This is a genomic window from Ekhidna lutea, from assembly GCF_900188325.1.
In the GTDB taxonomy this organism is placed as follows: domain Bacteria; phylum Bacteroidota; class Bacteroidia; order Cytophagales; family Cyclobacteriaceae; genus Ekhidna; species Ekhidna lutea.
Genome location: NZ_FZPD01000001.1, coordinates 210126 through 235050 on the forward strand (window position 1 = coordinate 210126; position 24925 = coordinate 235050).

The window sequence follows — 24925 nt, forward strand, 5'->3', positions numbered from 1 at the left end:
TATGAAAAAGTTTCTACTCACTATTTTAATCATTGTCACCTTGGTCGGTGGATATGTCCTGTACATCTTTTCCTCCACCGGATATTTCCGTGAAGTTAATAACACCGAAACGTATGAAGTTATTGCAGAAATTCCCATGAAGGGAGCGGAGGACTTTACAATAAATTACGAGGAAGGATTCATGATCATCTCTCAGGATGATCGGGCCGGAAGAAGAGATGGCAACCGTTCACAAGGACACTTATATTATCTCGATTTGGATTCTGGTGATTTTGTGCCCAAAAAACTCACAGCCGAATATAAGCTTCCTTTCTACCCACATGGCATCAGTTTATTAAAGCTGGATTCTGCTCACTATCAGATATTAGTTGTCAATCATGCAAGAGGGCACACCATCGAAAAATTTGAATTGTTTGGGGATAGTTTGGTCTATATGGTCACTTACAAAGATGAAAGTATGATCAGTCCGAATGATGTAATTGCCTTGGATAAGGATTCGTTTTATTTCACAAACGATCACGGATATACCAGCTATTGGGGTAGAATGGCTGAAAATTATTTAGGAGTTGCTGCCTCCAACGTCATGTTTTATGATGGCAAATACAGAAAGGTGGCTGATGGAATCAGTTATGCCAATGGGATTAATATTTCAAAGGATCGAAAGCAGGTGTTTGTTGCTTCTCCACGAAGTTTCAAACTGAAATACTATGACATTCTAGAGGGTGGTGACTTAGCACATGACCGAGACTTGAATGTTGCTTCGGGCATTGATAATATTGAATTAGACCCTGAAGGTAACCTCTGGATGGGTTCACATCCTAATCTGTTGGCGTTTGCCTCCTATGCCGCAGGGAAAAAAGAAATTGCTCCTTCGGAGGTTATTAAAGTTGAGGATGGAGAAAAGGTGGAAAGCCTGTATGAAAATGATGGCGCTTTTGTTTCTGCCAGTAGCGTAGCTGCTCCTTACAAGGATCTGCTGTTTATCGGAACGGTAATGGACGATCGGTTGGTGGTGTTGAGGAAGAAGTGAGGGTGAGTCAAAACCCACCCCTACCCCTCCAAGGAGGGGATTTAACCCTTCCTCAAATAAATATTTCCACTGATGGTCTCAAATGATGATTCAACTCCACCGTTGCTGACTCTCCCACGCACATCTTGCCCCACAACCTGACGCAAGCCTTCTTTACCATAAGGGTAGCTAATCTCAATGTTAGAGAATATCTCTCCTGAGATGGTTTTCGCTTTAAAATCCATTCCGTTTCTTTCTGGGATGGTCACGTCAATTTCACCTGAGATAGTCTTGAGCTCCATTTCAGCTCCAAAGTATTCAAAGGCATAGTCGCCGGAGATTGTCTCAGACCTCACATTCATTTTCCTGGGAAGATACACCGTGTAATTGATGGTAGAGGTGTAGCTGCAATTACTCCATTTCCCATTCTTCTCCTTACTGATCTTCTTCCACATGTCCTCATCCATTTCAATGTAAATGGTACTTGCCGATGTGGATGAATTAAGTGTGAAGATGTCATTGTCTTCACCGTCATTGATTTCCACCATAACCTCGACGAGTACTTCATTTTTATCCCATGTTTTAAACATGATATCGTCTGCAAAGGCAAAATCCAGATCCAGGTTGGTTTGCCCGGCCACAGCTACAGATTCTGTGACCTTTTTTGGCTGTGCTGACAACCCAAAGGTCACCAGACACAGCACAATTAAAAGTCCTTTTACGCTTTTCATATTATTCTGCTTTTCTAATGTAGATATCTCCGCTTATGGTCTTTAAAGTAACTTCTACACCACCACCGTTTAGTTTTCCTGTGGCATTTTGACCTCCGACTCTCCGAATATTTGATTCCTCACCAAAATCAAACTCTACGCCTGTATATACTCCTCCAGAAATGGTTGACATTTTAAATGTCCCTTTTACCGATGCGGGCAAAGTGACATCAATGTCTCCACTGGTAGAACTAAGAGAGGTCGGTGTTTTGCTGGAGAGTGAAGCGAACGACACGTCTAAATCCGAGCTTAATGTGTGCGCCACAATTGGGCCTGTCACGTTAATGAATTCCAAATCTCCCACCTGACTTTTGGCTTCAATCTCTCCTGCCATTCCTCTGACAACCACATCCCCGGCCTGCCAGCTATTGTAGTCTATTTTTAGCATCAGGCTTTTGGGTAAATACATTTTGTACTCTGCATCATCGGCTTCCCTATGAGCGCCTGAGATAGAAATTCTGTTTCCTTCCTGTTTGATGCTAAGTCCTATCCCTGTGTTTTCCGGGCCTGTTGCTGAAAGTGGCTTTAGTCCGGCCGCTTTCTCCGGAAGTCCGTCATAGTTGCTTACTTCTATTTTAATCTCAGAGCCTGAGGTACCTTCGATTTCAATATCTGCAAAAAGGTTATTGATATCGACCCATGTTTCCGCTGCATTACCCTTTACAGCCATTGTATAGCTTGTTTTCTGTTGGGCCACCAAACTGACGCTCGTCAGTAATATTAGTCCTGCTATTATCTTTTTCATTTTTATATTGATTTTGAATTTTGATTAATAATTAAATAGTACCGGTATTTTTATGTCAAGACCTGAATGGCAATTTCTGCCTGCTGTTTTACTTCAGGTGTTGTTTCTTCTTTTTCGATTATATCCTTGAGAGGAGCTATGACGCTTCGTTCTTCTGCCTCTACCAAAATGGTAATCATAGATATTTGAATGAGTGGGTCATTTTGTGCCTCAAGGGACTTTACAAGCTCGGCTCTTACATCTTCATTATTGATAAACTTTTGTAAAGCCTGTAGAGCCGCATATCGTACGTTTGGACTTTCATCCGAATTGAGGGTAGAAATCAGGGTAGAAACTAGCTGCTTATTAACCGTGCCTTTTTCCTCAATTTGATTGACCGCCATGATTCGCTCACTTGCTGAGTACCGTTGCAATGTGCTCGTTAGTGTTACTTCTTTGAGTGATTGTACTTCATCTTTTAGCGCCATCAACTCATTAGATGAGTCCGTGCCGGAGAACTTTCCTGCTCCAAATCCTATGATAAGTAAAGCCACCGCAGCAGCTATCTGCAGCCAGGACTGATTGCCGGAGACTTTGTTTTTCTCTTTTTCGATAGCTGAAAGTACGCCTGCCTGCACATGAAATGGAACTTCTACATCTCCTGATGTACTCATGGCTTCAACCACTTCCTTCAACTCATCATATCGCTTTTTCAAGTTTGAATCGCTGGCAAGCTGCGCTTCCAATTCTTCATTGGGCTCACCTTCAATCAGCGCTATCAGTTGTTCATCTGTCATTTTCATTTTCATCAACTTTAATTTGCTCCGGCCATGCCGGTTAGACTTCCTCTAATTGGAAGTATGCTTCTTTCAATTCTTTAATTGTGCGATGCACCTGTACTTTTATGTTGCTCACCGTAGTATCCCGCATCTTGGCTATTTGCTCATATTTCATTCCCTGAAATTTGCTCAACACTAACAGTTCACGTTTTTCATCTGACAACTCTTTCATTGCCCGATGCAGCTTCTTTTCTCTTTCGAAAAGCTCATCATCTCCAACATCCTCCCTTTCCGGTATCACCTCCACCAGGTTGAATTGATCTTTGTGGATTTTCATTTTTCTGAAATGATCCTTGATCATATTCCTGGCTATCTGAAAGATCCAGAACTGAACAGAGTGCCCTTCTTTATAAGAGTTTCTGTACTTCATCACGCGGATGAAAAGCTCCTGTGTCAGGTCGTCACTTTCGGCTCGTTCCAATGTGGACTTGAGAAAGTAATTGTAGATGCGCTTGCTATAGCGACTAAACAATTCATTCAGGTAATCCAGCTGTCCGGCCTTGACCAGGGACATTAATTGTTCGTCTGTTGTCTCCAAATTCAACCAGGTTGTGTTGGTAATGCAGATAAGTTACAAGGAAATGGAGGGAAGGTTACAGGTCAATTTAAAAATTATTTAATCCGACTTTTTTGAGTAATCTATTGAACCTAGGGCTATCATGGAGCGGCTCCCAGATTGGGCTGAGGTGAATGAGTAATACAGATCCAAGGCGCTGCTCAACTACTTTTTCCAGATAATTCAACGATTCTTCTATTCTGCCCAGTCCGGCATATAGCGTGGCATAATTGAGGTAGTTGGTTTCCGGTGGGCTGTTTTTAGCATCCTGTTCCAATTGCCGGAGATAAAATGTTGCTTGCTCCATTTCACCTTTCAGGGCATAGGCATATCCCAATTGTACATAGGGCTTAATGGCATGAGCGGTTTCCGCTTCCAGAAAAGACTCAAAAATTTGAATGGCTGTTTCATGATCTCGATTCATCAAGTGAGCCCACGCCTTAAAATCCAGCGCTGACTTAAACTCAGGGTCCTGTTGAAGGAGCCAGTCATACACTTCGATCGCCATATCGTAATCCCTTCTCAGGTAATAGATATCAGCCAAGGTTCGATTTGTAATCAGTGAGAGTGGGTCGACTTCCCGTGCCTTCTGAATTGCCTCCAAACTCTTTTCTAAATCGTTTTTCACAAGAAAATATAAAGATGCTGCCTGGTTTGCTTCTGGAGATTTAGGATTGATATCTAGCGCTTTATCCAAATACTCCTTCCCCTTATCAAAATTCCACTTCGCGAAAAGCTCTATCAAACCAAGCGAGACATATCCATTTTCATTTTTGGGATCAAGGTTTAATGTTTTCCTGGCTGCCTCCTCTGTCAGTCGGTACCCGTCCGATGGGGTCATGAAGCCAGTAAAAGACATCAACCCATAAGAAAGTGACAGCCCGGAATATGCTTGTGCATATCCTGGTTCGAGTTCTATTGCCTTATTAAATGATTCAACTGCCTTTTGTGCATTGATAGGTGTCCACTTGTTATAATAGAAGAGCCCCTGCAGGTATGCATTGTACGCCTCAATATTGATGGCTTTTGTTTTATCGTGATCTTCCAGTCCTTTTTTGGATAATCGCTCTTTTAGCTGCTGAGCGATTTTTAAGGAAATTTCATCCTGTACTTCAAAAATGTCCTCAAGTGTACGATCATAGGTTTCGGTCCACAGTTGATACCCATCAAACGTGCTGCTAAGTTGGGCCACAATTCGAACGCGATTACCTGATTTCCTTACACTTCCGTCTAATATGGATTGAACTTCTAGCTGCTTGCCTATTTCACGGACATCCATTTGCTTACCCTTAAAGGAAAAGGATGAGGTCCTTGAGATAACCCTCAGCCCTTCCACTTTGGCCAGTGCGGTGATGATCTCTTCGGTAATCCCGTCACTGAAATATTCATTTTCAGGGTCCGCACTACGATTGATGAAAGGCAGAACCGCAATGCTTTTGATTCGCTCTTTTACTTTCCCTTTGAGATCTGTACGATGAGGCACTACCAGCCCATCGTTCGTAAGGGCATACACCTCAACCGGCTTCAGCACATTCTTCAACTCAAACTCTCCCATGAGCAGTGGACGAAATGACTGGTGGTTTTTGATGTCATCAAACACCTTATCTGAAATCATAACTGATCCTGGCACGGAAAAAGATTCGATCCTGGAAGCTATGTTTACCCCATCACCATATACACCTTCGTCCTCTACTACCACATCACCAGAGTGAATCCCAACCCGTAACGGGATTTTGTTTTGAATAGAAGAAAGCTGAATTGTAAGCGCTGAATTGGCGGCTGAAATGGTGCTGCTAAAAATGGAAAGGGCACCATCTCCGTAATATTGGAGAATTTGTCCATCGTGACCTTTAATTTCTTTTTCCAGGATTTGACGGTGCTGATCTCTAACCCCCTTCGCGTTAAACTCATCTTCCTGCATCATGGCTGTATAGCCGGCCAGGTCGGTGAACATAATTGCGCTAAGTTGTCTTCGAGCCATGTTATACTTTCTTTCCCTCCACCATGAAATAGGCTATGGCTGCTGATAAAAATGCGAGCCCTGCACTAATCCAGCAGACAATTTGATAAACATTAATGAACGACAGATCAAAAATTCGGTTGACTGAAGCCTGAAGTTCTTTGCTATAATCTTTTGAGGCTACAGCTTCACCCAGCTTAGCCGCTTCATTCATAACCTCATTGGTAATGCTTGATGAAACTTGCATTTCCTGCAAAGACTCCTGCACAAAACTTCCAAAAATCAGAATTACTATAGCACCCAAAATCGCATTGATAAACGTTCCCGATATCCTGGTCACGCTATTGTTAATCCCCGACGCTATCCCACTTTTACTATCATCAACACATGCCATCACTGCAGTGGTCAATGGTACCACTGTAATTGACACACCAAGTGCAAAAACCAGGAACGGCAGAAAGTATGTTGTCCAGTAAGCCGAAGGCCCACCCGTCATGCCGATGAATGCAAACCACACACAGCCGAGACCCGTAACTGTTGGGCCTAGGATCAGGAAGCGTCTAGCTCCGTACTTGCTTGTCAGCTCGCCCATTTTTCTTGCGGCAAGCACCATGATAATTGAGAAGGGTAGAAAAGTGAGGCCTGCCTGAAGCTGAGAGTAGCCCTGTACCTGAATAATGTTAAGCGAAAGGAACAGCATGACCGCCCCCATTCCTGCGTATAAGAAAAAGCTAAGGAGGTTTACTCCCGAAAACGTAAGGTTTTTAAACATGGTCAGTGGCACCATCGGCTCATCTACTTTTCGCTCTACAATGACGAACAGCGCCATAAAAAATGTACCCAGAATTAAGCTTGTGATAACCACCCAATGCTGATACCCAAGTTCCGGCATTTCCAGAAAGCCGAAAGTCAATGCCGAAAGGCTCAGAACGAGCAATGCCGCTCCCCACCAATCAATTGAAGATACTTTCGGTTGCTTGCTCTCTGGAACCTTAAGTTGCAAGGCGATGATAGACAATAACCCGAGCGGCAAATTGATAAAGAAAATAAGCCGCCAAAGACCAGCGTCAGCTAATGCTCCGCCAAGCACGGGTCCGCAAATCGTAACGATGGTAGTGGCTGCAGACCAAGTACCAATCGCTTTTCCTTTTTCCTCTTTGCTGAATACTGCCGAAATAATGGAAAGACTCCCCGGTATCATGAAAGCACCACCTATCCCTTGAATGGTTCGAAAGGCTATAAGCTGAGTGATGTCTTGTGATAATCCGCACAAAGCAGAACCAACGGTAAAAACCAGAATCCCGAATTTGAAGACTTTTACACGGCCTAATTTGTCCCCAAGACTTCCTCCCACAATTATCAGTGCCGCAAGCATCAATAGGTAGCTATTGAGCACCCAGAAGAGGTCTATTCCATCCGCCTCCAGATCTTGCTGAAGAGAAGGGAGGATTACATTCAGCGCTGAACCATCAATAAATGCCATGCTGGTGGCCAAAATGGTCGAGAACATGGTCCATCTCCCGGTGGGGCAGTTGAGGGGGTAATGGTGCTCCGTTTGAGTAGACATTTACTCAAGTTAATTTAAATCATAGATAAAAGATCAATGCTCCCACACCACTAAAGATGATCATAGCTGATATCACATACATAATGTTGATGATAACTAGCTTGAATAAAATCGTAAACCACTTCTGTTCATACACCCTTCGTAAAGCAAAGAACAAGTACAATTGAAGAAGTAAGACAGTTATCATCAAAGACCACTGACTTAGAAAAACACTGGTTGGAAAAATGTGGTCGATCAATATAACCATAATGGTAAGCAACACAAATGTGAAGGCATGAAAGTGCACGGAAAAGATAAAATGGGTTAGGTAAAAGCGACCCGGTTTTCTAAACATCATATAGAGAAAAAGGGCAAAAAGGGGTAATAGCAAGAAAAACAGCCTTGGAAACCAGACATTAAAAAAAGAATCTAAAAACTCAGCCTCCTCCGATCGCTCGATTTCTACTGTTTGCTCTACGGGCCCAAGTATCAGGAAGAAAATGATACTGATAAAAATAAACATCCGTAATGGTGGAATATACCTGACTCTTCTGCCGGCTATAAATTCATTGGTAAGAAATCCCGGTTTGAAAATTAATGGTCGAACACTTCGAATAATAAGTGAATCAAAAGTGAAATAGTCCCCCAGGAAATCAAGTATAAACTGTTTGAAGTGCACCACTTTGTCCTTATGCTCCTGACCACATCTGGGGCAGTATTTAAACCCTTTGTCAAGTTTTGTCTCACAGTTTTTGCAAATCCTTTCCAATATTCCCTGTTTACACTAATATTGATGAACATCGAAAATACTTCGTTGCATTGATTAATAAACTATTCACCACTTTTCTTTTATGCTTTGCTGTTGCAAGCGCTGCTTCAGCACAACGAATAGTGGTGGATACAGCCTCTACAAACAAATATTTAATTAGCCCCGTAAATGAGGACGCACAAAATCAGGAAGTAGCTGAGCCTACGTTCGGAGATCGTGCCATTTCAATAGGAAAAGGAATTTTAAATCGGTTGAAAGCCAGATTAAATCTGGAGGAAGCTGCTGAAAGTATTAAGGATAAAAAGGACAAAATATTAGGAAAGCCAGAGGGTGATCAAGATAGTGGCTAGTTACCATTCACATAATTGAGTTGCTCTTCGATTTCAGACCTATTGAATGGCTTGGTGAAAAATTTCTTGATCGTGTTACGCTTTAGCGCCTGATCAATTTCATCGTTATATGCATAGCCACTAAGTATAAAATATGGGATATCATCAACCGTTTCCTGCGCTTTTTCAATAAACTGCACGCCATTCATTTTCGGCATGTGCATGTCACTAATGACCGCTTTAATTCTGTCTTTATTATCATAGAGCTTTTGTAATCCCTCTTCCGGTGAGTTTGCTACTAACACCTCTCGCTCTCCTTCAAAGGAAACCCGGAAAAGAAGGAGGTTCGCTTCTTCATCGTCAATATATAATATCGCCGGCTTCTCACTCATCATTATAAAGGTAAGGTAATAGTGAATTTAGTCCCTCTATCCCCATCAGATTTTACGTCAATATGTCCGTTGTGTTCTTCTATGATGGAAAATGTGATAAACAAGCCCAAACCCGTTCCCTCACCTGGTGCCTTTGTTGTAAAGAAGGGGTCACTGATTTTCATTAGGTTTTCTTCCGGTATTCCCTCGCCATCATCTTCCACCCATATTTCAAAATGATCTTCCTTCTTAAGAGTGGTTATTTCTATAGTTCCCTCTTCTTTGATGGCTTGCTCAGCATTTGCGATAATGTTCATCATCGCCTGGTGAAGTCGTCCTTCGTTTCCTTTTACTTCTGCCCCTTGGCTTGTAAAGTTGGTTGATACACGGATTTTGTTTCGGATTTTATTGTTCAGAATAAGCAAGCAATTTTCAATGATCTCGTGGATATTGCAGCGCTCATCACCTTCAAGTCCCTTTCTGCTAAAATGGCTTAGACTTTTAACGATATTTGTTGCCCGATCTACCCCTTCGTTAATGATTTTAAAGTAAGCGTCCATCTCTTCATCTTTGATATCGCTATTCTGCTCCACCTTTCTTGCCAGGGCTTCTATTCCATTCTTGATGAAGTTCAGTGGGTTATTGATCTCATGGCCAACTCCAGCAGCCAGTACGCCAAGAGACGCCATTTTCTCAGAGGTGATTAATAGTTTCTGTGTCTTTTTTAACTCTTCATTGTTTCGTTGCAGTTCCTTGTTTTTCCTATCATTTTTACGAAGCAAAATGATCATTACAAATAAGAGTGGGACTGTGATAATGATTATAAAAGTAAAAAGTTGATTGGTGATCAGCTGATTTCTGATCTCTGCCTGTTGCTCAGCAAGTCTCAACCTATCCTCCTCTTCTTTTAGCTTAAGTGGTATTAGGTTAAGGTTCCGACTTACTACATCAGCAAACAAGGAGTCCCTCAGCTCGATATACTCATTGAGGTATTTAATCTCGAGTTCCGAATTTCCTTGCAAAGCATAAATTGAAGAATATAGTTTAAGATTACTCAGCTGTTGTTGTCTGATTTGGAGCTGTTTTGCCTTTGCGTGACCCAAGTCCAGATATTGAATTGCTTCTTTTGCTCTTTCTTTCGCTAAAGCATATTTTGATAGTAAATAATATGCTTCGGAGATGCCTTTCTTATCATCAATGCTCTCGCTGTTTTTCAGGGATTCCTTGAAATAATAATAGGCAGAATCAAGGTCTCCTCGTTTGAGTTTCACCTCACCAATGCCACGAAGAGATACTGCACCCCAGTTGATATTTGCAATTTCCTCCGAAAGTTTCAGACCTCTTCGAAAGTGATCTAGTGCTGCATCAAGATTATTCTCTTTGATGTACGTAATGCCAATATTGTTTAGGGCATAAAGCTGATCATCACTTTTATTTATCCCCGTTGCTTCATCGTAGGCTTGTCCGAAATACCTCCGTGCCTCTTCATAGTCCTCCAGGCGATCGAAGACTAATCCAATATTGTTGAGAGTTGTAGCCATTCCATAGATCTCACCAATTTTTAGCTTAATGTCACGTGCTCTGAGCAAATATTCAAGGGCTGTCTGATAGCTGCCAAGGTTATAATACAATAGCCCGATGTTATTGTAGCCATTGTTGATAAGGGAGGAGTCCTTTAAGTGAACCGCCATATCAAATGCCCGACGGTTATAATCAAGCGATTGATCATAATCGCCTTTGTAGTAATAAACACCCGCAATCAGTCGAAGAGATTTTGATATCATCAAAGAATCATTAATCTCGGTTGATAACTGCAATGCCTCCTCACCATATTGCATCGCCTTTGCCGGGTAATTGAGCCATTGATCTAAGACTATTTGATGCAGTATTTCAACTCGATCTTTTCCCTGCTTATCTTTCAAGGCATTCAACAAACTATCGCTCTGCCCAAAGCATAGAGATATCGTACATAAAAGTATTGTTATGTAGCTGGTTGCTCTCACTCTTTATTTACTGGTTATCAAAAGATAATAATAAATATGTAAACCGTGCTGCCTTTTAGATGTTTGGTTATTCTTTTTCGATACGCTCGTATGCACCAATGTCGGGCATTGCATCTCGGGGCTTGCCTTCCAAATCAATATGTATTCCAATATCAGACCCTTTATCCTTAGCAAAGGATAGTGTATCCAGATGGTAGTCATTTAAAAACGGTTCTGCAAAACCAGGAAAATTTGGTTCCTGAGAGGTGAAGTTGTTTGGTATTTCGTTTGCTGATCGGATAATGTTAGATTCTAAAAATGCAGAAATAGTGGCCCCTCCTCCATTATTGATGAGCAGCTCCTCTTCAGCTGTCCCCCAGATAATCGAATTAATAATTTCAATAGATAAATCGGCGACCAAAAGCTGATCTTCACCTACCACAATATTATCTGCAAACTGTACAGTCGGTTCATCCTGAATAAACAAGGCCGGCTCGTTTGAAAAGGTGCAATGGTGGAATTTGTAATTACCCCCAGCAAAACCACCAACCAAATAATTACCGCAATTGTAGATTAGTGTGTTGCTAGCTTCCACATCTGAAGTAAAAGCAAGAATTCCGCCCAGGCTCATATTGTAAATTTCAGTATTGCGAACGATCAAATCAGGTCGATCATCATCATCCGGAGTGCCAACCCTTAAGCCCACATGACCATTATAAATTTCTGCAAATACAACCTCGTTATCAATGCTTCCTTCCAAAAAGTATATGCCATCCCATTGTCCCGGAACCCGATCATAAATACCATCGAATCTTGCGTTTCTAAAAACAATATGATTTGCTGAATCTCCAATTGCCTTTAAGGTTCCCCGCACAAACATTACTGCATCATTCTCAAAATAGATTTGTGCTCCCTCCTCTATCGTCAACCTGCAGTTTAGGTCAACCACTACCGTATCAGAAATAATATAGGGACGATCGCTTGTCCAGGTTTCATTGCAAATCACTTCGTTTTTTAAGGTGTTTCCATCCTGACCATAAGTAATAAGCTTGACATGCGCTTCATTCGTATTCCACCTAAAAATCAATGAGTCCTTGACTAGATAAGGGAGGTTTTGATTTTGAGCCCGCACATTCACTTCCACCAGGATCATGATGCTGTCTCCACCTAAAATTCTTTCACTGGTGATTCGGTTTGTTTCCTTTCCGTTGATAATTACTTGATAGTCTGAATTCTGATCCTTGCCTAAAACAATTTCTGAAATCTCAATCGCCTGTTTGTTTGGGTTGTAAACAGTAAGCCTCCTGGTGCTGCTCCTTCGTTCAGACAAAAGCGTGTCGAAAGCCACAGAATCGTTACTAAACAATAGAGGCAGGCCCGGGTCAAAAGAAACAATTTCTTCATCAGTAGAACACCCAGTCCAAATTAGAGATATGAATATGATAACAGCGAAATACCGCATGGGATAAAAACGGATCACTCCGCTTCTTCTTTCATTATTTCTGCATTTTCTGCAATACGCAGCTGCTCAATAAATTCATCGATATCTCCGTTCATGACATTCGGCAGATTAAATACCGAAAGACCAATTCGGTGGTCTGTTACTCTCCCCTGGGGATAATTATAGGTTCTGATTTTATCAGATCTATCACCCGAACCCACCATGCTCTTTCTTTGGCTGCTTATCTCAGCGTTATGTTTTTGTAATTCTATCTCGTATAGTCGTGACCTCAACACCTTTAGTGCCTTATCATAGTTGGCGTGTTGTGATCGGCCATCCTGACACTCAACCACCAACCCTGAAGGTGCATGAGTCAATCGTACAGCGGATTCTGTTTTGTTAATATGCTGACCTCCTGCTCCGGATGCTCGGAATGTGTCCTTTCGGATGTCCCCCATATTCAACTCCACATCTACCTCTTCTGCCTCCGGCAGAACAGCTACAGTTGCAGCCGATGTGTGAACACGACCCTGGGATTCTGTTGCCGGCACGCGTTGCACCCGGTGAACTCCAGATTCAAATTTCAGCTTTGCGTAAACATCCACTCCTTCAACAGAAGCAACTATTTCTTTATACCCTCCGGCACTCCCTTCGCTAAAGTTCAAAACTGAAAATGACCACTTCTGATCTTCGGCAAATGCTTTATACATCCTGAAAAGATCTCCCGCAAAAATGGATGCCTCATCACCGCCTGTTCCTGCTCTTATCTCCAAGATTACATTCTTGCTGTCATTCGGGTCTTTCGGGATAAGCATGATCTTAAGCTCCTCTTCCAGGGATTCTATTTTCGGCTCCAACTCATCTATCTCGGCTTTTGCCATTTCCCTGAATTCAGGGTCCTTTTCCGTACCCAGCACCTCTTTGGCGTTTTGCAGATTGCTCTTCGCATCAGTAAATGCATTATACACTTTTACGATTTTCTCAAGATCGGAATATTCCTTGTTCAGCTTGCCGTACTTCTCCATATCCGTGACAATGTCCGGCTGTACGATTAGCTGACCAACCTCCTCGAATCGGTGCTTTATTTCCTCCAGTTTCTCAATCATCCTCTGTTTCTATTTGCATGACAAAGTTACCGTGATTAAGGATATTTGATAACCTCTATTTTTTGATGACTTTGAACGTGCGTATTTCGCCCGAATTTGATTTTGAGTGAATAAAATATATTCCTTTTTGAAGTGTGGACAGGTCTAGTTGATTGTTGACAACATTGGCCCTAATAAGTAGATTTCCTCCCAGGGTATAAACTTCTGCTTCTGCTACTTCAAAATCAAAGGTAATTGCGCCGAATGTCGGGTTTGGATAAACATTTAAACTCTTAGTTTTAAGACCAAGTGGCTCCACCATGACCTGTTTTGTTTCGGAATCAGAATAACTACCGCTTGTTACAGTAAGTGTTACGTTAAAGAGGCCGGATTCTTCAAAAGCGTGAGTGACGTTTATACCTGCTCCTGTATTTCCATCTCCAAAATCCCAGGCATATGTCAAGTCTCCTTCAGGTGATAATGAGCCTGAAGCATCAAAGTCAATGGGCTCATTGATTTTATAAACTTTATCGATAACATCAAAATTTGCTACTGGTTTCACTACCGCTCCCTGATCAAACTTTCCTGTAAAGACACCCCGACCATGAGTTGCTAATGCAATGACACTGTCAGACTTCCGTATTTGCATCATATCAATTCTTACATTTGGCAACCCCTCGTTGTATGCTTTCCACCCTTCTTCTTCCAACTCAATACTCTCCAAACCCCAAACACCCAACTCGGTAGCTATGAGCACTTTGTCACTATCATAAGGGTTGAACTTTGCGTCGCGCACCGGGATATCGGGTAAGTCACGTTCAATATTTTGCCAGGTCGTTCCACCGTCATCAGTATACCACACTGAGGTCACGCCATAATTGGAAAAGCTAACTAAAAGCTCATCATTGGACGACCCTATATCAACCGCTGAGATATAACCAACAGGCAGCTGATCTTTGTCAATTTTTGTCGCTGATGGACTATAAGGCAGTCCGGTAATTTTAAAAACATCACCGAGCTGATTTCCCAAAATCATGGTCGCATTCAACTCGTCATCATAAGGTGAAATTTTAAGTGCTGAAAATGCGGCCGTGCTATTTGTTCCAAGTTTTATAGTATCACGAGCTTGAAGGCCAAGCATGTCCTTACCAAGAGGCTCATTAACATTGATAATTCCAAGCGTGTCTAAAAACCTTCCTTGAATTCCAGTAATCAATGCCTCATAGCCACCATCTACAGCCATGTTTACATATAAAAGATTAGAGCGGTCGTCATAAGCAGCTGGGTTGATGAAGGTTCCTGAACTCAGTCCATAAAAATGCCCTGTATTGCCAATCCAGATATTATAAGCATTTGATTGAGATGAGGAGATACGAAGGTCAGGGTCATCTCTATCAAAGAAACAATAAGCACCATCTCCTCCTCCAATCATGCTTTCATAGGTGATACTGCCATTTTCTGTCGTATGGGTACTGTTATCCTGGGATCCCGCGAGTACTTCCATATTTCCTTTTTCAGGATGAAGTGCAATGGTATAATACTGTGTGGTTGCCAATGAGTTGTTTATGTGACCAAATGTAGGATAGGTATTTAGTCGCTCACCTTCCAACGTAGCAAATCCTTTGGTAAAATCTGCAGAATACTGCACTCCGCCATCCGTGCTTACCACCACCTCATCTGAAGATCCGGTAAACAATATTGAATGTATATCTGCATGAACGAAATGGTTCTTAATGCTGTCAATATTGTTTAACCCATAGTATGTGATCAGATAATCAGAAAAATAGTACATGGAGGCCCAATCGCTCAAATGTACCCAGCTAAGAGAACCCGCTTCCCTTGCATTGGATAGCGCATGAACATCAAGACCACCAACCACTAAGTGATTGTCATCCGAAGGGTCAACGCTAAATGCAAGCGCATGCCATGGAATTGATGCCCAGTTTGATGGCGGTCCATCTAAATCCACCCAGCCTGTAGCTCCTTCTTTATACATCATTCTGGTAGCACCTCCCCAGTCTCTGATTTGTTGAAAGTTGTTCAACCACCCGGCAGTTCCAACAACATATATCATGTCTCCGCCGGAAGCAATTCGAACCCTTCCCGGATATGCTTCAAACCCATAATCATTCAATAACTCTTCTGTGATATTCACTGCAAATCGATCTTCTGTTTCCCAATTGATCCCATCTGAGGAAGAGAGAATGACTCCTCCTCCTTTTAGTTCCAGGTTTCTCATCGTCCCTACATACAAATCTCCATTGGAAACAATCTCAATGTCGCTTACAGAATATGGCACTGTAGACCCTTCAATATTAGGGAGTACCTGAGCCCATGAGCTCCCCCCATCTGTGGATCGATAAAGTCCGTCGGATGGTGTAGATCCAAAAACTCTTCCTTGATATATACCTGATGCCACTCCGGCATAAACCACACTTGTTCCGCCTTCGTTTCTGACAACAATATCGTTTACGTATTGAAAATCTGTTGTTGAGGATAGTAGCGTCCATGTGCTTCCAGCATCAGTTGTTTTGTAAATTCCAACTCCCGATGAAGTTGACTCACGATAGATATTGACAGATGTAAAAGACTCTCCTGTTCCTACATAAAACACCTGAGGATTATTGGGGTCGTGGGCAATACTGCTTATAGAAAGGCTTTCCCAGTCGTCTGAAACGGGAACCCAATCTGCATTGTTTCTAAAGTCAGAGTTGTACCATAATCCTCCTGTGACAGCACCAAGCCATAGTTTTTCTGCATTATTCGGATCTACCATAATAGCTCGTGCTCTGCCGGCAATCTCAGTATCCACCTGTGTCCATTTAAAGTCGCGATCAGCTGCGCTTCTTCCTGATTTTACGTTTCGAATTGTTTCTTTGATGTTTTTTGTGGGTATTTCACCCGTTATAGGATTCATTGTCATCAATGCATCCCTGAAAGCTGACTTTTCTGGACCGTCAAGCTCATGGCGATGGTGTTTTGAAATATTTTTTAAATACGTTTCTTCCGCTGATTGGTGGGTTCTAAAAAGTGCTGCGAATACAAAAATTGTAATTATTCCAGCCGAGATTATTAATCTTTTCATTGTTTAGAATAGGGTGAGTAAAGTATTAAAGTTACGGTTTTTTAAGCTCCGAATATCGGAAGCAATCAACAGTGTGATCATTCACCAACCCTATCGCCTGCATGTGCGCATAGATAGTAGTGGAGCCAACAAACTTAAACCCTCGCTTCTTTAGGTCTTTCGACAGCTCATCAGATTCTTTAGTGGTCACGGGCACACCTTTCATTGTTTTCCATTGGTTAATAATGGGCTTACCTCCAACAAACTGCCATATGTATTTATCGAAAGAGCCAAACTCCTTCTGAATTTCCATGAATCGCTGTGCATTATTAATGCTGGCTTCAATCTTAGCTCGGTTTCGGATAATGGATGCGTCCTGAAGCAGGTCCTCAACCATTCCCGGTCCATAACCAGCTACAGTCTCAACGTCAAAATTGGCAAAGGCTTTTCGATACCCTTCCCGTTTCTTTAAAATGGTTGCCCAGCTTAACCCTGCCTGCGCACTTTCAAGAACAAGAAACTCAAAGTGTTTTTTATCATCATGAACAGGAACACCCCATTCTTCATCGTGATACCGCACATATTCTTCAAAAGTGTTGACACACCAGCTGCATCGTGTTTTCATAGTAGATCACTTATACTAAATTGGGTCCTAATTGAGTTGAGGTTTATAAAATTACACTTACTAAGTCAACATATGAGGATATTTCTTCTCACAATTTTTGCATTGATGGCGAGTGTCCTTGCCGGGCAGTCACCCATTTATGATTACGTCTCTTTTAATAAAACCCTAAAGATTCCAAAAGACCTTAGCCGTGAGCGAACTGCAGTTATCTTTTCTGTTCCTCATGAAAAAAATAACGGGTACGATATGGTAGGTGACCATCAAAAGATGTTAAATCAGGTTCATAAGGGGTTTGTCACTATGGGAATTGACGCTATTTTTTATTTGAATGACTTAAACCTGACAGCCAACAAAGTGGCTCTTCTTTCATATGTGGAGCTATTCAATAAAAGAGGTGTTAAAAATGTGATTTTTCTTACCAAGCAAACAATGGGATATGAATTCATTATGGCCCCCTACGATGGGACAATCCGTTTTATCAAGGATGGATCTGACGTTTTTTATGCTGAAGACACAGATCTATATGACCTACTACTCAAAGTAGGAAAAGAAATAAGACGTGCTGATCAGGAATTATATAACTTCCTCATTCCAGAGAAACCTAATTACCTTCAGGGAGTCTCAATCGTTGAGAATACCCTACTAAAAAACTATCCCGGGATCCTCCGAAGGAGCAAGCTGGCTGTAGAGCGATTTAGCTTATTGGATACGACTAACATTTCAGACGAACGAGTAATGGAGAATATTCGCGTATACAATAACGAAATAAAACGTAGAAATGCAGATTTGGAAAAGATCATGGGCTCCTACCCCTATGAATACGAAATGATTAACACCATGTCTGATGATGAGCTAAAAAGAAATCGATATCAATTTTTGCTTCGGCATGTACGATCATCAGCGAAGAACGTGAAGCAGATGTTGGATTATGAAGTACTGCCTAGCGAAACAGATTTTGTGTCTGTCATTCCCGTAATGCCCGATCAAACGCGCGTCAAAACCATACCGAAGGACGCAATAGTTTATAAGTTTTATGTAAGACAAAACATATCCAAAAACGTGCACGTAGGTGAGTGGGATGCTGACGTAACCTGGCAGGAAGCACTAAGCAATATGATTGGAAACCTAACTCAGGAGTTGAACATCAGAAATTGAAAAAGCTCAATATTTTTCAGAATCGACCAAAAGCTACTAAAATTGATATAGAAGCCTACCTGGAGAGAATTGGCCTGTCGCACAAACCTGCCTCACTCGAATATCTAAAAAAACTACAGAAGGCACATCTACTGCATATCCCTTTTGAAAACCTGGATATCCATTACAAAAATAAGATCACACTCGATTATCAAAAGATTTTTGACAAGGTGATAACAAGAAGGAGAGGCGGGTTTTGCTACGAGTTGAATGGCTTGTTTTATCATTTGCTTTATCACCTCGGGTTTGATTGCTATATAATCTCCGGACAAGTTTGGAGTCATAAAAAGGAGGCATTTGGTAGGCCTTTTGATCACATGGCGATCGTTGTTAAGCTGAAGGACGAGCTCTGGCTGGTCGATGTTGGTTTTGGCGATGGGCAAATCGCTCCATTAAAAATTACCGTTGGAGAACTTCAAATGGATTACACCCAATATTGGAAAATTGAAACCGACCCGGATGAAAACCTTATTCTAAGGCACTCATCAACCGGCAGTTATCTTGAGAATCGCATTAAGTTCACTCTGGAGGAAAGAGAGCTTATTCAATTTCTAGAAATGTGTGAGTATCATCAATCCTCGCCTGATTCTCCGTTTACGCAAAAGAAGCTTGCCACCATTCTAACTCAAGACGGGCGAGTAACGCTTACCGATCGTAAACTAAAAATCAAATCACTTGGAGAGACTGAAGAAAAACCAATCCTGCATGAGGATGATTTTCTTTCTAAGCTTGAACACCACTTTGGTATAACATTTCAACAGCTTATTCCTAAACAGGAATAAAAAAAACCCTGACGGTTTTGTCAGGGTAAGAATGTTCTAGTTTTTATATTTTTTCACTGCTCGCTTCAGTGAGGATACATCCGAAGCAATAGCCGGATCACTGTATATTCTTGAAGAAAGTTCAGAAATTACGCTTCGCTTAAATCCAATTCTTTCAGCCAACTCTTCACAAAACTTTATTTCTGACAAATAGACCTGGCTATCAATTTTCATTAATTGTACCAGGTGGAAAAGGTATTCAAACCTATCGTCCTCTGTCATGGTACTCAATGGGGGTAAGGGCTCTGGATTATCTACCATATCATTGATTTGATCCTCACTTACGCCGTTGGCCTTGCCAATCATGTATATCAGGTCTTTTTCCTCTCCGGCAAACTCTCCATCGATGTTTGCCAACTGTACCAGCACGCTCAGTTTCGACTTAATGCTCATATTCTCTATTCGGTTACTTATTCAAATATTTATTGGCCTCCTTCATTAAAGCCTCTCTATTCCCGGTGATTGAAGGATCTCCATATATTCTGGAAGACATTTTCTTTACCACTTTTTTATCATAGCCAAGCTTTTCAGCAACATCTTCACAATACCTGATTTCTGTTAAAAATACTTCTCCGTCAATTTTCATCAGCTGAATAACGTCATATAGGTAATCAAAGCGCTCTTCACTTAGTAAACCTTGAAAGTTTACTTCGCTATTTTCCTTGGTGTTTAATACTTCACCTACCAAAACATCTATTTCCTTTTCAGGTACTCTATTTGCTTTTCCGATGGTATAAACATACGATTTCTCTGGTTGTCCAAAGTCTCGATCAATGATAGAAAGTTGGATGAGGGCTTTCAAGTGGTTTTTAATATTATCTTCCATTACCGCTGTTTGTATTTTCGTCCTTCTAATTTAGGAATTAATCCATAAATAGAAACCCATTAATGCAAATAGCTTCCAGCATTAATATCGAAAGTGGCTCCAGTGGCGTGATCTGCCATTCCGCTTGCAATAAAAGTAACCAATGGAGCTATATCTTTTGGTTCTGTTAGACGTTCAAGTGCCAAATCACCTTTTGCATGATCTTCCCCGTACTGTTGCATAAATTCCTGCGACATATCCGTTCGCACAAATCCGGGTGCTATCACAAACGCTTTAACGCCCTCCTTACCATAAGATCTTGCTATTGATCTGGTAAGCGAAACTAAGCCTGCTTTAGATGCAGCGTAAGAAATATACTCAGCTTCCTCTCCTCGAAATGCTGCCCTTGAAGCGATATTGATGATCCTTCCTGCTGCTTTTCTACTGACAAAATGCTGCACTGCCTTTTTACAGATGATCGCTGCAGAGTTTAGGTTCACCATCATGGTCTCATTCCAGGCTTTCATCCATTCATCGTCTTTCGCATCAACACTGGCTGGCTTGGCAAGTCCTGCATTGTTAATCACGATTTCGATGCTCCCCATCTCCAGGGTTACTCTTTCAAACAATTTGGCAGCTTCATCCGGTTTAGAAAAGTCTGCCTGAAAAGCTTTCGATTCATTACCTAGAATGTGAGCCAGGTTCTCCGCTTCTCTTACATTTTTGTTATAGTGAACCGCAATTGTTGCTCCTGCTTCAGCAAGCTTTGTCGCAAGAGCTTTCCCAATTCCCCTGCTTGCTCCTGTCACAAGAATATTTAAGCCTGAAAGGTTAATGTACATTTCATCGTATTTTGAGACGAAAAATTAGACAAAAGGGATTTGAAGTTGACTAATTCTGATAAATAAAAGATAGGTGATGTTGTTTTCCAGAAGCAAAACTTTGTTAATTTAGGCCATTCCAGCATAGTGGTCACCGCAAAATACACTTGAACGTAACATATATATTTCATGGGCATTATTATCCCCTTACTGCTAATCACGTTTTGTTGCATAATAATTTGGAGAGCAGGTGATGGTTTCATGACCGCTTCAGAATATATCGGAAGAAACCTATCCGAGGGAGTTCGTGGAGCAACAATCAATGCCATTGCAAGCTCAATGCCTGAAGTTTTTACTTCGCTTTTCTTTTTGTTTGTGCTGACGGATGCCGAGGGCTTTTCGGGTGGTATAGGCACTACTGCCGGTAGTGCAATATTCAATGGAATGGTAATACCTGCAGTAGCTGTGCTTGCCGTTATTGGTATGAAAATGACCAAAAAAGTGCAGGTTTCCAGAAAAGTTCTTTTGAGAGATGGAATTGCTCTGATCATTGCTGAACTCATATTCCTTATTCTAATCAGCGGATCAACTTTACATTGGTATCATGGCATGCTGCTCATGCTTGTATATGTTGTATACATCGTATACATGTTTGCCTCCATGAAAAAATCTGATAAGGAAGACCTTTTAGAAGGCGGACAGCTGGAAGAAGAAATTTTTGAAAGTGATGAAGAACCTCAAGGACCTTTCTTAAAAGGGCTTATTACATTCGATTTGGAAAGGGTATTCATTGGAAACAATCGAATAAGTGGTAGACGAGCATGGTCATTGCTGCTTTTCTCTACCATTTCAATTGCTTTGGTTTGTTACTTTCTTGTACTTGCATGTGAGTGGATCGGTTCTGACACTTACTCGGTTGCTGGAATGGGGGAGTTTAATGGGTTGAATATACCCGTTATGTTTGTGGCGTTGATTCTGGCCTCTGCTGCTTCAAGTTTTCCAGATACGATCATTTCCATCAAGGATGCCAAAAACGGTCAATATGATGATGCAATATCCAATGCTTTGGGTAGCAACATTTTCGATATCTGTTTTGCACTCGGTTTCCCGCTTTTCATTTTTACCATTCTCAATGGTCCTATTCATATGCCACCGGAGCTGGTTGACCTGAGTAGTGAGCTCCGCTTTTTACTTTGGTTGTTAACAGTGTTGGCTGTGATCATTTTCACCAGTGGAAATTACTTTGGCAAACGAAAGTCTTATTTGCTACTCAGCATTTATGTGCTCTTCGTGCTCTATATCGTAGGGCGTGGATCAGGCAATGAAATCGCACAGAGCATAGCTGACTGGTTAGTTGGTGTAGTTAAGTTTTTCAGAATAGGATAATCAAATTTCCAGATGTATACCTTCTGAGTCTGTGATTATATCATAGACTTTCAGGGACTTGCAACGCTGCTCAGCTTCTTCACCTGTTTTCATGTTGAATCGGTAGGTATGCAACGGACATACTATTTCATTCAGGTAGTTAGTTTTTCCTTTATGCAGGTTTTCACCCATATGTGCACACGCATCCTGAAAGGCGAATATTCGTTCACCTTTTCGCACGATACAAATTTCCTTTCCCTCAGCCCTTACCAGCCGTGGTTCATTATCATTTAAAACCTCTTTTGCCTTAGCTTGCGATTCGAAAAGCTTAACCTTCATAGACTACAATTTAAATATTGGACGGTGGTTTTTAAACCAGAAGGCCACAAAGTGAATTACTGAAATTAACAATCGGCCTGCCTTTCAGTGAAACGGTTTTAACGTTTACGTTTGTTTATGATGAGTTTATTAAAACACCCCTATAATCCCCTCAAGGGGATAGTTGCGCAGAAATAAAAATGAAGCTATGAAGATTAAAAAATTATTCGTGGTGAAATTCCTCCCTTGAGGGAGGTAAGGAGGGTGTTTCATACATAACTAAGGTTTTCATATTGATTACAACTTTATGTAATGTGTTTCTCTGGTTCGAATTATCTTAGATGCCAATGAAGTGCCAACGACAAAAATTTATGCTGCAGCGTAAGCATGCGTATCTCAACTGTGCCTACATGTCTCCCCTGATGAAAAAGGTAGAAAGCGCAGGTGTGAAAGGATTGAAAAGAAAGCGAAAGCCATTTCAAATATCAGTCGATGATTTCTTCCAAGAAACGGAAGACCTGAGAGTGCTCTACTCACGATTAGTTGACAATGATGAGCCAAAACGTGTAGTGATAATTCCGTCAGTATCCTATGGACTTGCCAATGTCGTTAACAATCTTCCATTCAAGGATGGAGAAATATTGTTGGCAGAAGAGCAGTTTCCAAGCAATGTTTATCCTTGGTTGAAGCTACAAGAAAAGGGTTTTGATGTTAAACCTATTTCTCCAAGTGACAGTGCGAACAGGGGAGAGAGTTGGAACAACGAAATATTGAATGCCATCACTCCAAAAACTAGAGTGCTTGCAATTGGGCATGTTCACTGGTCGGACGGAACGTTGTTTTTATTGCAAAAAATACGCAAAAAACTAGATCAGGTTGGTGGACTGCTTGTCATTGATGGTACTCAGTCTGTTGGTGCACTTCCCTTCAGTATAAGAGATATCCGACCTGATGCGCTAATATGTGCGGGATATAAATGGCTGATGGGTCCATATTCCATTGGATTAGCCTATTACGGCCCGGCGTTTGATGGTGGGGTGCCGATTGAAGAAAACTGGATAAACCGGCTAAATAGCGAAGACTTTACCAATCTGGTTAACTATCAGGACGAATATCAAGAACAAGCATTGCGGTACGAAGTAGGTGAGCATAGCAATTTTATTCTGGTGCCGATGCTTCATCAGGCCATCCGACAGATTATAAACTGGCAGCCTGATAATATTCAGGTATATACGCAAGAATTAATGAGTGAGTCCATTAAAGAGTTGGCAGAGCTAGGTTATGGTATCGAGAGTGAGATATATCGTGCGCATCACCTTTTTGGTTTACGGCTACCCGATTCGGTAAGCGTCGATGCATTAAAAACTTCCTTAACAAGAAATAGGGTCAGCGTGAGCTTCCGAGGAAAGGCCGTTCGGGTTTCACCACATGTATATAACGACGAAATGGACGTAAGAAAATTGCTCAAAGCAATGAAAGAACCTATCTTCGCATCCAGGTGATTAACTGATAAGCAGTGGTCATCCAAGAAAAGTTTTTCTTTAATGTTCTAAAAGACCCCAACCCTAAAGGGAGGTATAAGGAGATTCCCTTTAGGGATGAATGGGTAAAAGTGGCGTATTTTCCTTTACTACGAAAAACCTTTTCTTGATTGGTAATAAATTAAAACAAAAGAAAATGAACTTAACGAATCCTGCAGTAACCGAAGGCGTAAACATTTTTGTAAACATCATCATCATTCTAGCTGCATTTGCACATGCCCTGATGTTTGTAAACGCGCGAAAAGAAAGTCAGAAAAAGAACTAAATCACGTTTATTCTACGTGATCTCCTTCGTGTTTGCTTACCGCCTTATTTGGTAGGATAAACGGGCAAAGAATTGCCAAAACAAACAGTCCGATAATTATTCCTAGCATTGCCATTTTTGATCAATTTTTATGTGGAGAGCAAATATAGTTGCTTCTTCAACTTTGATCCAATTTCAGCCTCCTCATTTACATTTTCTAAGTAATTAACTACCCACTTTTGGGTATTTTTCATTCCTTTTCTTGAAGTCTTCTTTGAATAAAATGGAGTTCACGCTACCATTGTCTACTAACCAACTAACCCTTTAGAAAAATGGCAAAGAAAGACGTACGAAAAATCGGCAAGAAGATGGACAAATCTAAGGCCAGGAAATGGGTCAAAGATTATCAGAAGAAAAACCCCAATGGTACTCATGGATGGTTGTATGGTTCAGACATCCTAGAAGCACTGCAAAATTACGATGGCTGTGAAGGCATCTGGTTTTTCAAAGGCATCAACGATGACGGTGAAGAGCGACTTGTTTTGTTTCCGGCGGATGCGGATGGAAACATATTAGATAAGAAAATGAAATCGTTGGGTGCGGCTGCAAACCTAAAGAATCCGGGAGATGATGATCCTGCGGATGATGGTGATACGTGTCCCCCTTGGTGTCCAAATGGTGTATAGGTGGAAACGTTTATAAATTGGTTTTTAGAATTTAATAGGTTCTCAGCTTTAGCTGGGAGC

General features: G+C 41.4%; 25 protein-coding genes. 8 read left to right on the plus strand and 17 right to left on the minus strand.

Translation table 11 applies throughout. From position 1 onward, the window contains the following. The first annotated feature begins 1 nt into the window (after nucleotide 1). On the plus strand, nucleotides 2-1030 hold the full coding sequence (locus tag CHB71_RS00890; RefSeq protein WP_089354993.1) for a strictosidine synthase family protein: 1029 nt from the start codon (nucleotides 2-4) through the stop codon (nucleotides 1028-1030). A gap of 41 nt (nucleotides 1031-1071) precedes the next feature. Here CHB71_RS00890 and CHB71_RS00895 read toward each other — a convergent pair whose 3' ends face one another. The 7 genes from CHB71_RS00895 to CHB71_RS00925 all read right to left on the minus strand — a co-directional run bounded on the left by CHB71_RS00895 (nucleotide 1072) and on the right by CHB71_RS00925 (nucleotide 8173). Continuing rightward, nucleotides 1072-1740 (minus strand): DUF4097 family beta strand repeat-containing protein, encoded by a 669-nt coding sequence (locus tag CHB71_RS00895; RefSeq protein WP_089354994.1) that lies wholly within the window; start codon nucleotides 1738-1740, stop codon nucleotides 1072-1074. Between the two features lies 1 nt (nucleotide 1741). Next, the gene (locus CHB71_RS00900; protein WP_089354995.1) at nucleotides 1742-2524 is read right to left on the minus strand and encodes a DUF4097 family beta strand repeat-containing protein; all 783 of its coding nucleotides are present in this window, start codon (nucleotides 2522-2524) and stop codon (nucleotides 1742-1744) included. Between the two features lie 50 nt (nucleotides 2525-2574). Further along, nucleotides 2575-3312, minus strand: a complete 738-nt coding sequence (locus tag CHB71_RS00905; protein ID WP_089354996.1) for a HEAT repeat domain-containing protein — start codon at nucleotides 3310-3312, stop codon at nucleotides 2575-2577. A 28-nt stretch (nucleotides 3313-3340) separates the two neighbouring features. After that, the gene (locus tag CHB71_RS00910) at nucleotides 3341-3880 is read right to left on the minus strand and encodes an RNA polymerase sigma factor (protein ID WP_221406658.1); all 540 of its coding nucleotides are present in this window, start codon (nucleotides 3878-3880) and stop codon (nucleotides 3341-3343) included. A 67-nt stretch (nucleotides 3881-3947) separates the two neighbouring features. Beyond that, nucleotides 3948-5879, minus strand: a complete 1932-nt coding sequence (locus CHB71_RS00915) for an adenylate/guanylate cyclase domain-containing protein (protein ID WP_089354998.1) — start codon at nucleotides 5877-5879, stop codon at nucleotides 3948-3950. A 1-nt stretch (nucleotide 5880) separates the two neighbouring features. Continuing rightward, complete coding sequence (locus CHB71_RS00920; protein ID WP_089354999.1) at nucleotides 5881-7425, minus strand: MFS transporter; 1545 nt, start codon at nucleotides 7423-7425, stop codon at nucleotides 5881-5883. Between the two features lie 19 nt (nucleotides 7426-7444). Then, nucleotides 7445-8173, minus strand: coding sequence for a DUF3667 domain-containing protein (locus CHB71_RS00925; protein WP_179213272.1), 729 nt, complete (start codon nucleotides 8171-8173; stop codon nucleotides 7445-7447). A 50-nt stretch (nucleotides 8174-8223) separates the two neighbouring features. Between CHB71_RS00925 and CHB71_RS00930 the strand changes: the two genes are divergently transcribed. Beyond that, nucleotides 8224-8523 carry a hypothetical protein gene (locus tag CHB71_RS00930; RefSeq protein WP_089355001.1) on the plus strand — a complete coding sequence of 100 codons (300 nt, stop codon included), beginning with the start codon at nucleotides 8224-8226 and terminating at the stop codon, nucleotides 8521-8523. Here CHB71_RS00930 and CHB71_RS00935 read toward each other — a convergent pair. The 6 genes from CHB71_RS00935 to CHB71_RS00960 form a co-directional block, all read right to left on the minus strand. Beyond that, nucleotides 8520-8897 (minus strand): response regulator, encoded by a 378-nt coding sequence (locus tag CHB71_RS00935; protein WP_089355002.1) that lies wholly within the window; start codon nucleotides 8895-8897, stop codon nucleotides 8520-8522. The two genes, CHB71_RS00930 and CHB71_RS00935, sit on opposite strands and share 4 nt — an antisense overlap. Further along, nucleotides 8897-10795: a tetratricopeptide repeat protein gene (locus CHB71_RS00940; protein WP_144017287.1), complete on the minus strand. Its 1899-nt coding sequence runs from the start codon at nucleotides 10793-10795 to the stop codon at nucleotides 8897-8899. Before CHB71_RS00940 ends, CHB71_RS00935 begins: the two co-directional genes overlap by 1 nt. Before the next feature lie 148 nt (nucleotides 10796-10943). Continuing rightward, complete coding sequence (locus CHB71_RS00945; RefSeq protein WP_089355004.1) at nucleotides 10944-12317, minus strand: right-handed parallel beta-helix repeat-containing protein; 1374 nt, start codon at nucleotides 12315-12317, stop codon at nucleotides 10944-10946. A gap of 14 nt (nucleotides 12318-12331) precedes the next feature. After that, nucleotides 12332-13402, minus strand: coding sequence for a peptide chain release factor 1 (gene prfA, locus CHB71_RS00950; protein WP_089355005.1), 1071 nt, complete (start codon nucleotides 13400-13402; stop codon nucleotides 12332-12334). Nucleotides 13403-13457: 55 nt separating this feature from the next. Then, entirely contained in the window at nucleotides 13458-16466 is a 3009-nt protein-coding gene (locus CHB71_RS00955; protein WP_089355006.1) for a PKD domain-containing protein, read from the minus strand. A gap of 31 nt (nucleotides 16467-16497) precedes the next feature. After that, nucleotides 16498-17070 carry a DNA-3-methyladenine glycosylase I gene (locus CHB71_RS00960; protein WP_089355007.1) on the minus strand — a complete coding sequence of 191 codons (573 nt, stop codon included), beginning with the start codon at nucleotides 17068-17070 and terminating at the stop codon, nucleotides 16498-16500. A 72-nt stretch (nucleotides 17071-17142) separates the two neighbouring features. On the opposite strand from CHB71_RS00960, the gene CHB71_RS00965 reads away from it, so the two are divergent. Together CHB71_RS00965 and CHB71_RS00970 are read left to right on the plus strand one after the other, a co-directional pair. Next, nucleotides 17143-18225, plus strand: a complete 1083-nt coding sequence (locus CHB71_RS00965; RefSeq protein WP_144017288.1) for a hypothetical protein — start codon at nucleotides 17143-17145, stop codon at nucleotides 18223-18225. Next, the gene (locus CHB71_RS00970) at nucleotides 18222-19046 is read left to right on the plus strand and encodes an arylamine N-acetyltransferase family protein (protein WP_179213274.1); all 825 of its coding nucleotides are present in this window, start codon (nucleotides 18222-18224) and stop codon (nucleotides 19044-19046) included. Before CHB71_RS00965 ends, CHB71_RS00970 begins: the two co-directional genes overlap by 4 nt. Before the next feature lie 36 nt (nucleotides 19047-19082). Here the strand turns inward: CHB71_RS00970 and CHB71_RS00975 are convergent, their stop codons facing one another. From CHB71_RS00975 to CHB71_RS00985, 3 genes are read right to left on the minus strand one after another with little or no spacing between them, the layout of a single operon-like run. Further along, on the minus strand, nucleotides 19083-19478 hold the full coding sequence (locus CHB71_RS00975) for a hypothetical protein (protein ID WP_089355010.1): 396 nt from the start codon (nucleotides 19476-19478) through the stop codon (nucleotides 19083-19085). Nucleotides 19479-19491: 13 nt separating this feature from the next. Continuing rightward, entirely contained in the window at nucleotides 19492-19911 is a 420-nt protein-coding gene (locus CHB71_RS00980) for a hypothetical protein (RefSeq protein WP_089355011.1), read from the minus strand. Nucleotides 19912-19970: 59 nt separating this feature from the next. After that, a complete protein-coding gene (locus CHB71_RS00985) occupies nucleotides 19971-20732 on the minus strand; it encodes an SDR family NAD(P)-dependent oxidoreductase (RefSeq protein ID WP_089355012.1) in 762 nt (253 codons plus the stop codon). A 168-nt stretch (nucleotides 20733-20900) separates the two neighbouring features. Here CHB71_RS00985 and CHB71_RS00990 point away from each other — a divergent pair, with 168 nt between their 5' ends. Further along, nucleotides 20901-22097 (plus strand): sodium:calcium antiporter, encoded by a 1197-nt coding sequence (locus CHB71_RS00990; protein ID WP_089355013.1) that lies wholly within the window; start codon nucleotides 20901-20903, stop codon nucleotides 22095-22097. On the opposite strand, the gene CHB71_RS00995 is transcribed toward CHB71_RS00990, so the two are convergent. Further along, entirely contained in the window at nucleotides 22098-22415 is a 318-nt protein-coding gene (locus CHB71_RS00995) for a Rieske (2Fe-2S) protein (protein WP_089355014.1), read from the minus strand. It lies immediately after the preceding gene. Nucleotides 22416-22816: 401 nt separating this feature from the next. Here CHB71_RS00995 and CHB71_RS01000 point away from each other — a divergent pair, with 401 nt between their 5' ends. The 3 genes from CHB71_RS01000 to CHB71_RS01010 all read left to right on the plus strand — a co-directional run bounded on the left by CHB71_RS01000 (nucleotide 22817) and on the right by CHB71_RS01010 (nucleotide 24865). Continuing rightward, a complete protein-coding gene (locus tag CHB71_RS01000; RefSeq protein WP_245811191.1) occupies nucleotides 22817-23896 on the plus strand; it encodes an aminotransferase class V-fold PLP-dependent enzyme in 1080 nt (359 codons plus the stop codon). A 175-nt stretch (nucleotides 23897-24071) separates the two neighbouring features. Further along, nucleotides 24072-24200 (plus strand): hypothetical protein, encoded by a 129-nt coding sequence (locus CHB71_RS19070; protein ID WP_262485918.1) that lies wholly within the window; start codon nucleotides 24072-24074, stop codon nucleotides 24198-24200. 311 nt (nucleotides 24201-24511) lie between these two features. Beyond that, the gene (locus CHB71_RS01010; protein ID WP_089355016.1) at nucleotides 24512-24865 is read left to right on the plus strand and encodes a hypothetical protein; all 354 of its coding nucleotides are present in this window, start codon (nucleotides 24512-24514) and stop codon (nucleotides 24863-24865) included. Nucleotides 24866-24925 lie beyond the last annotated feature (60 nt).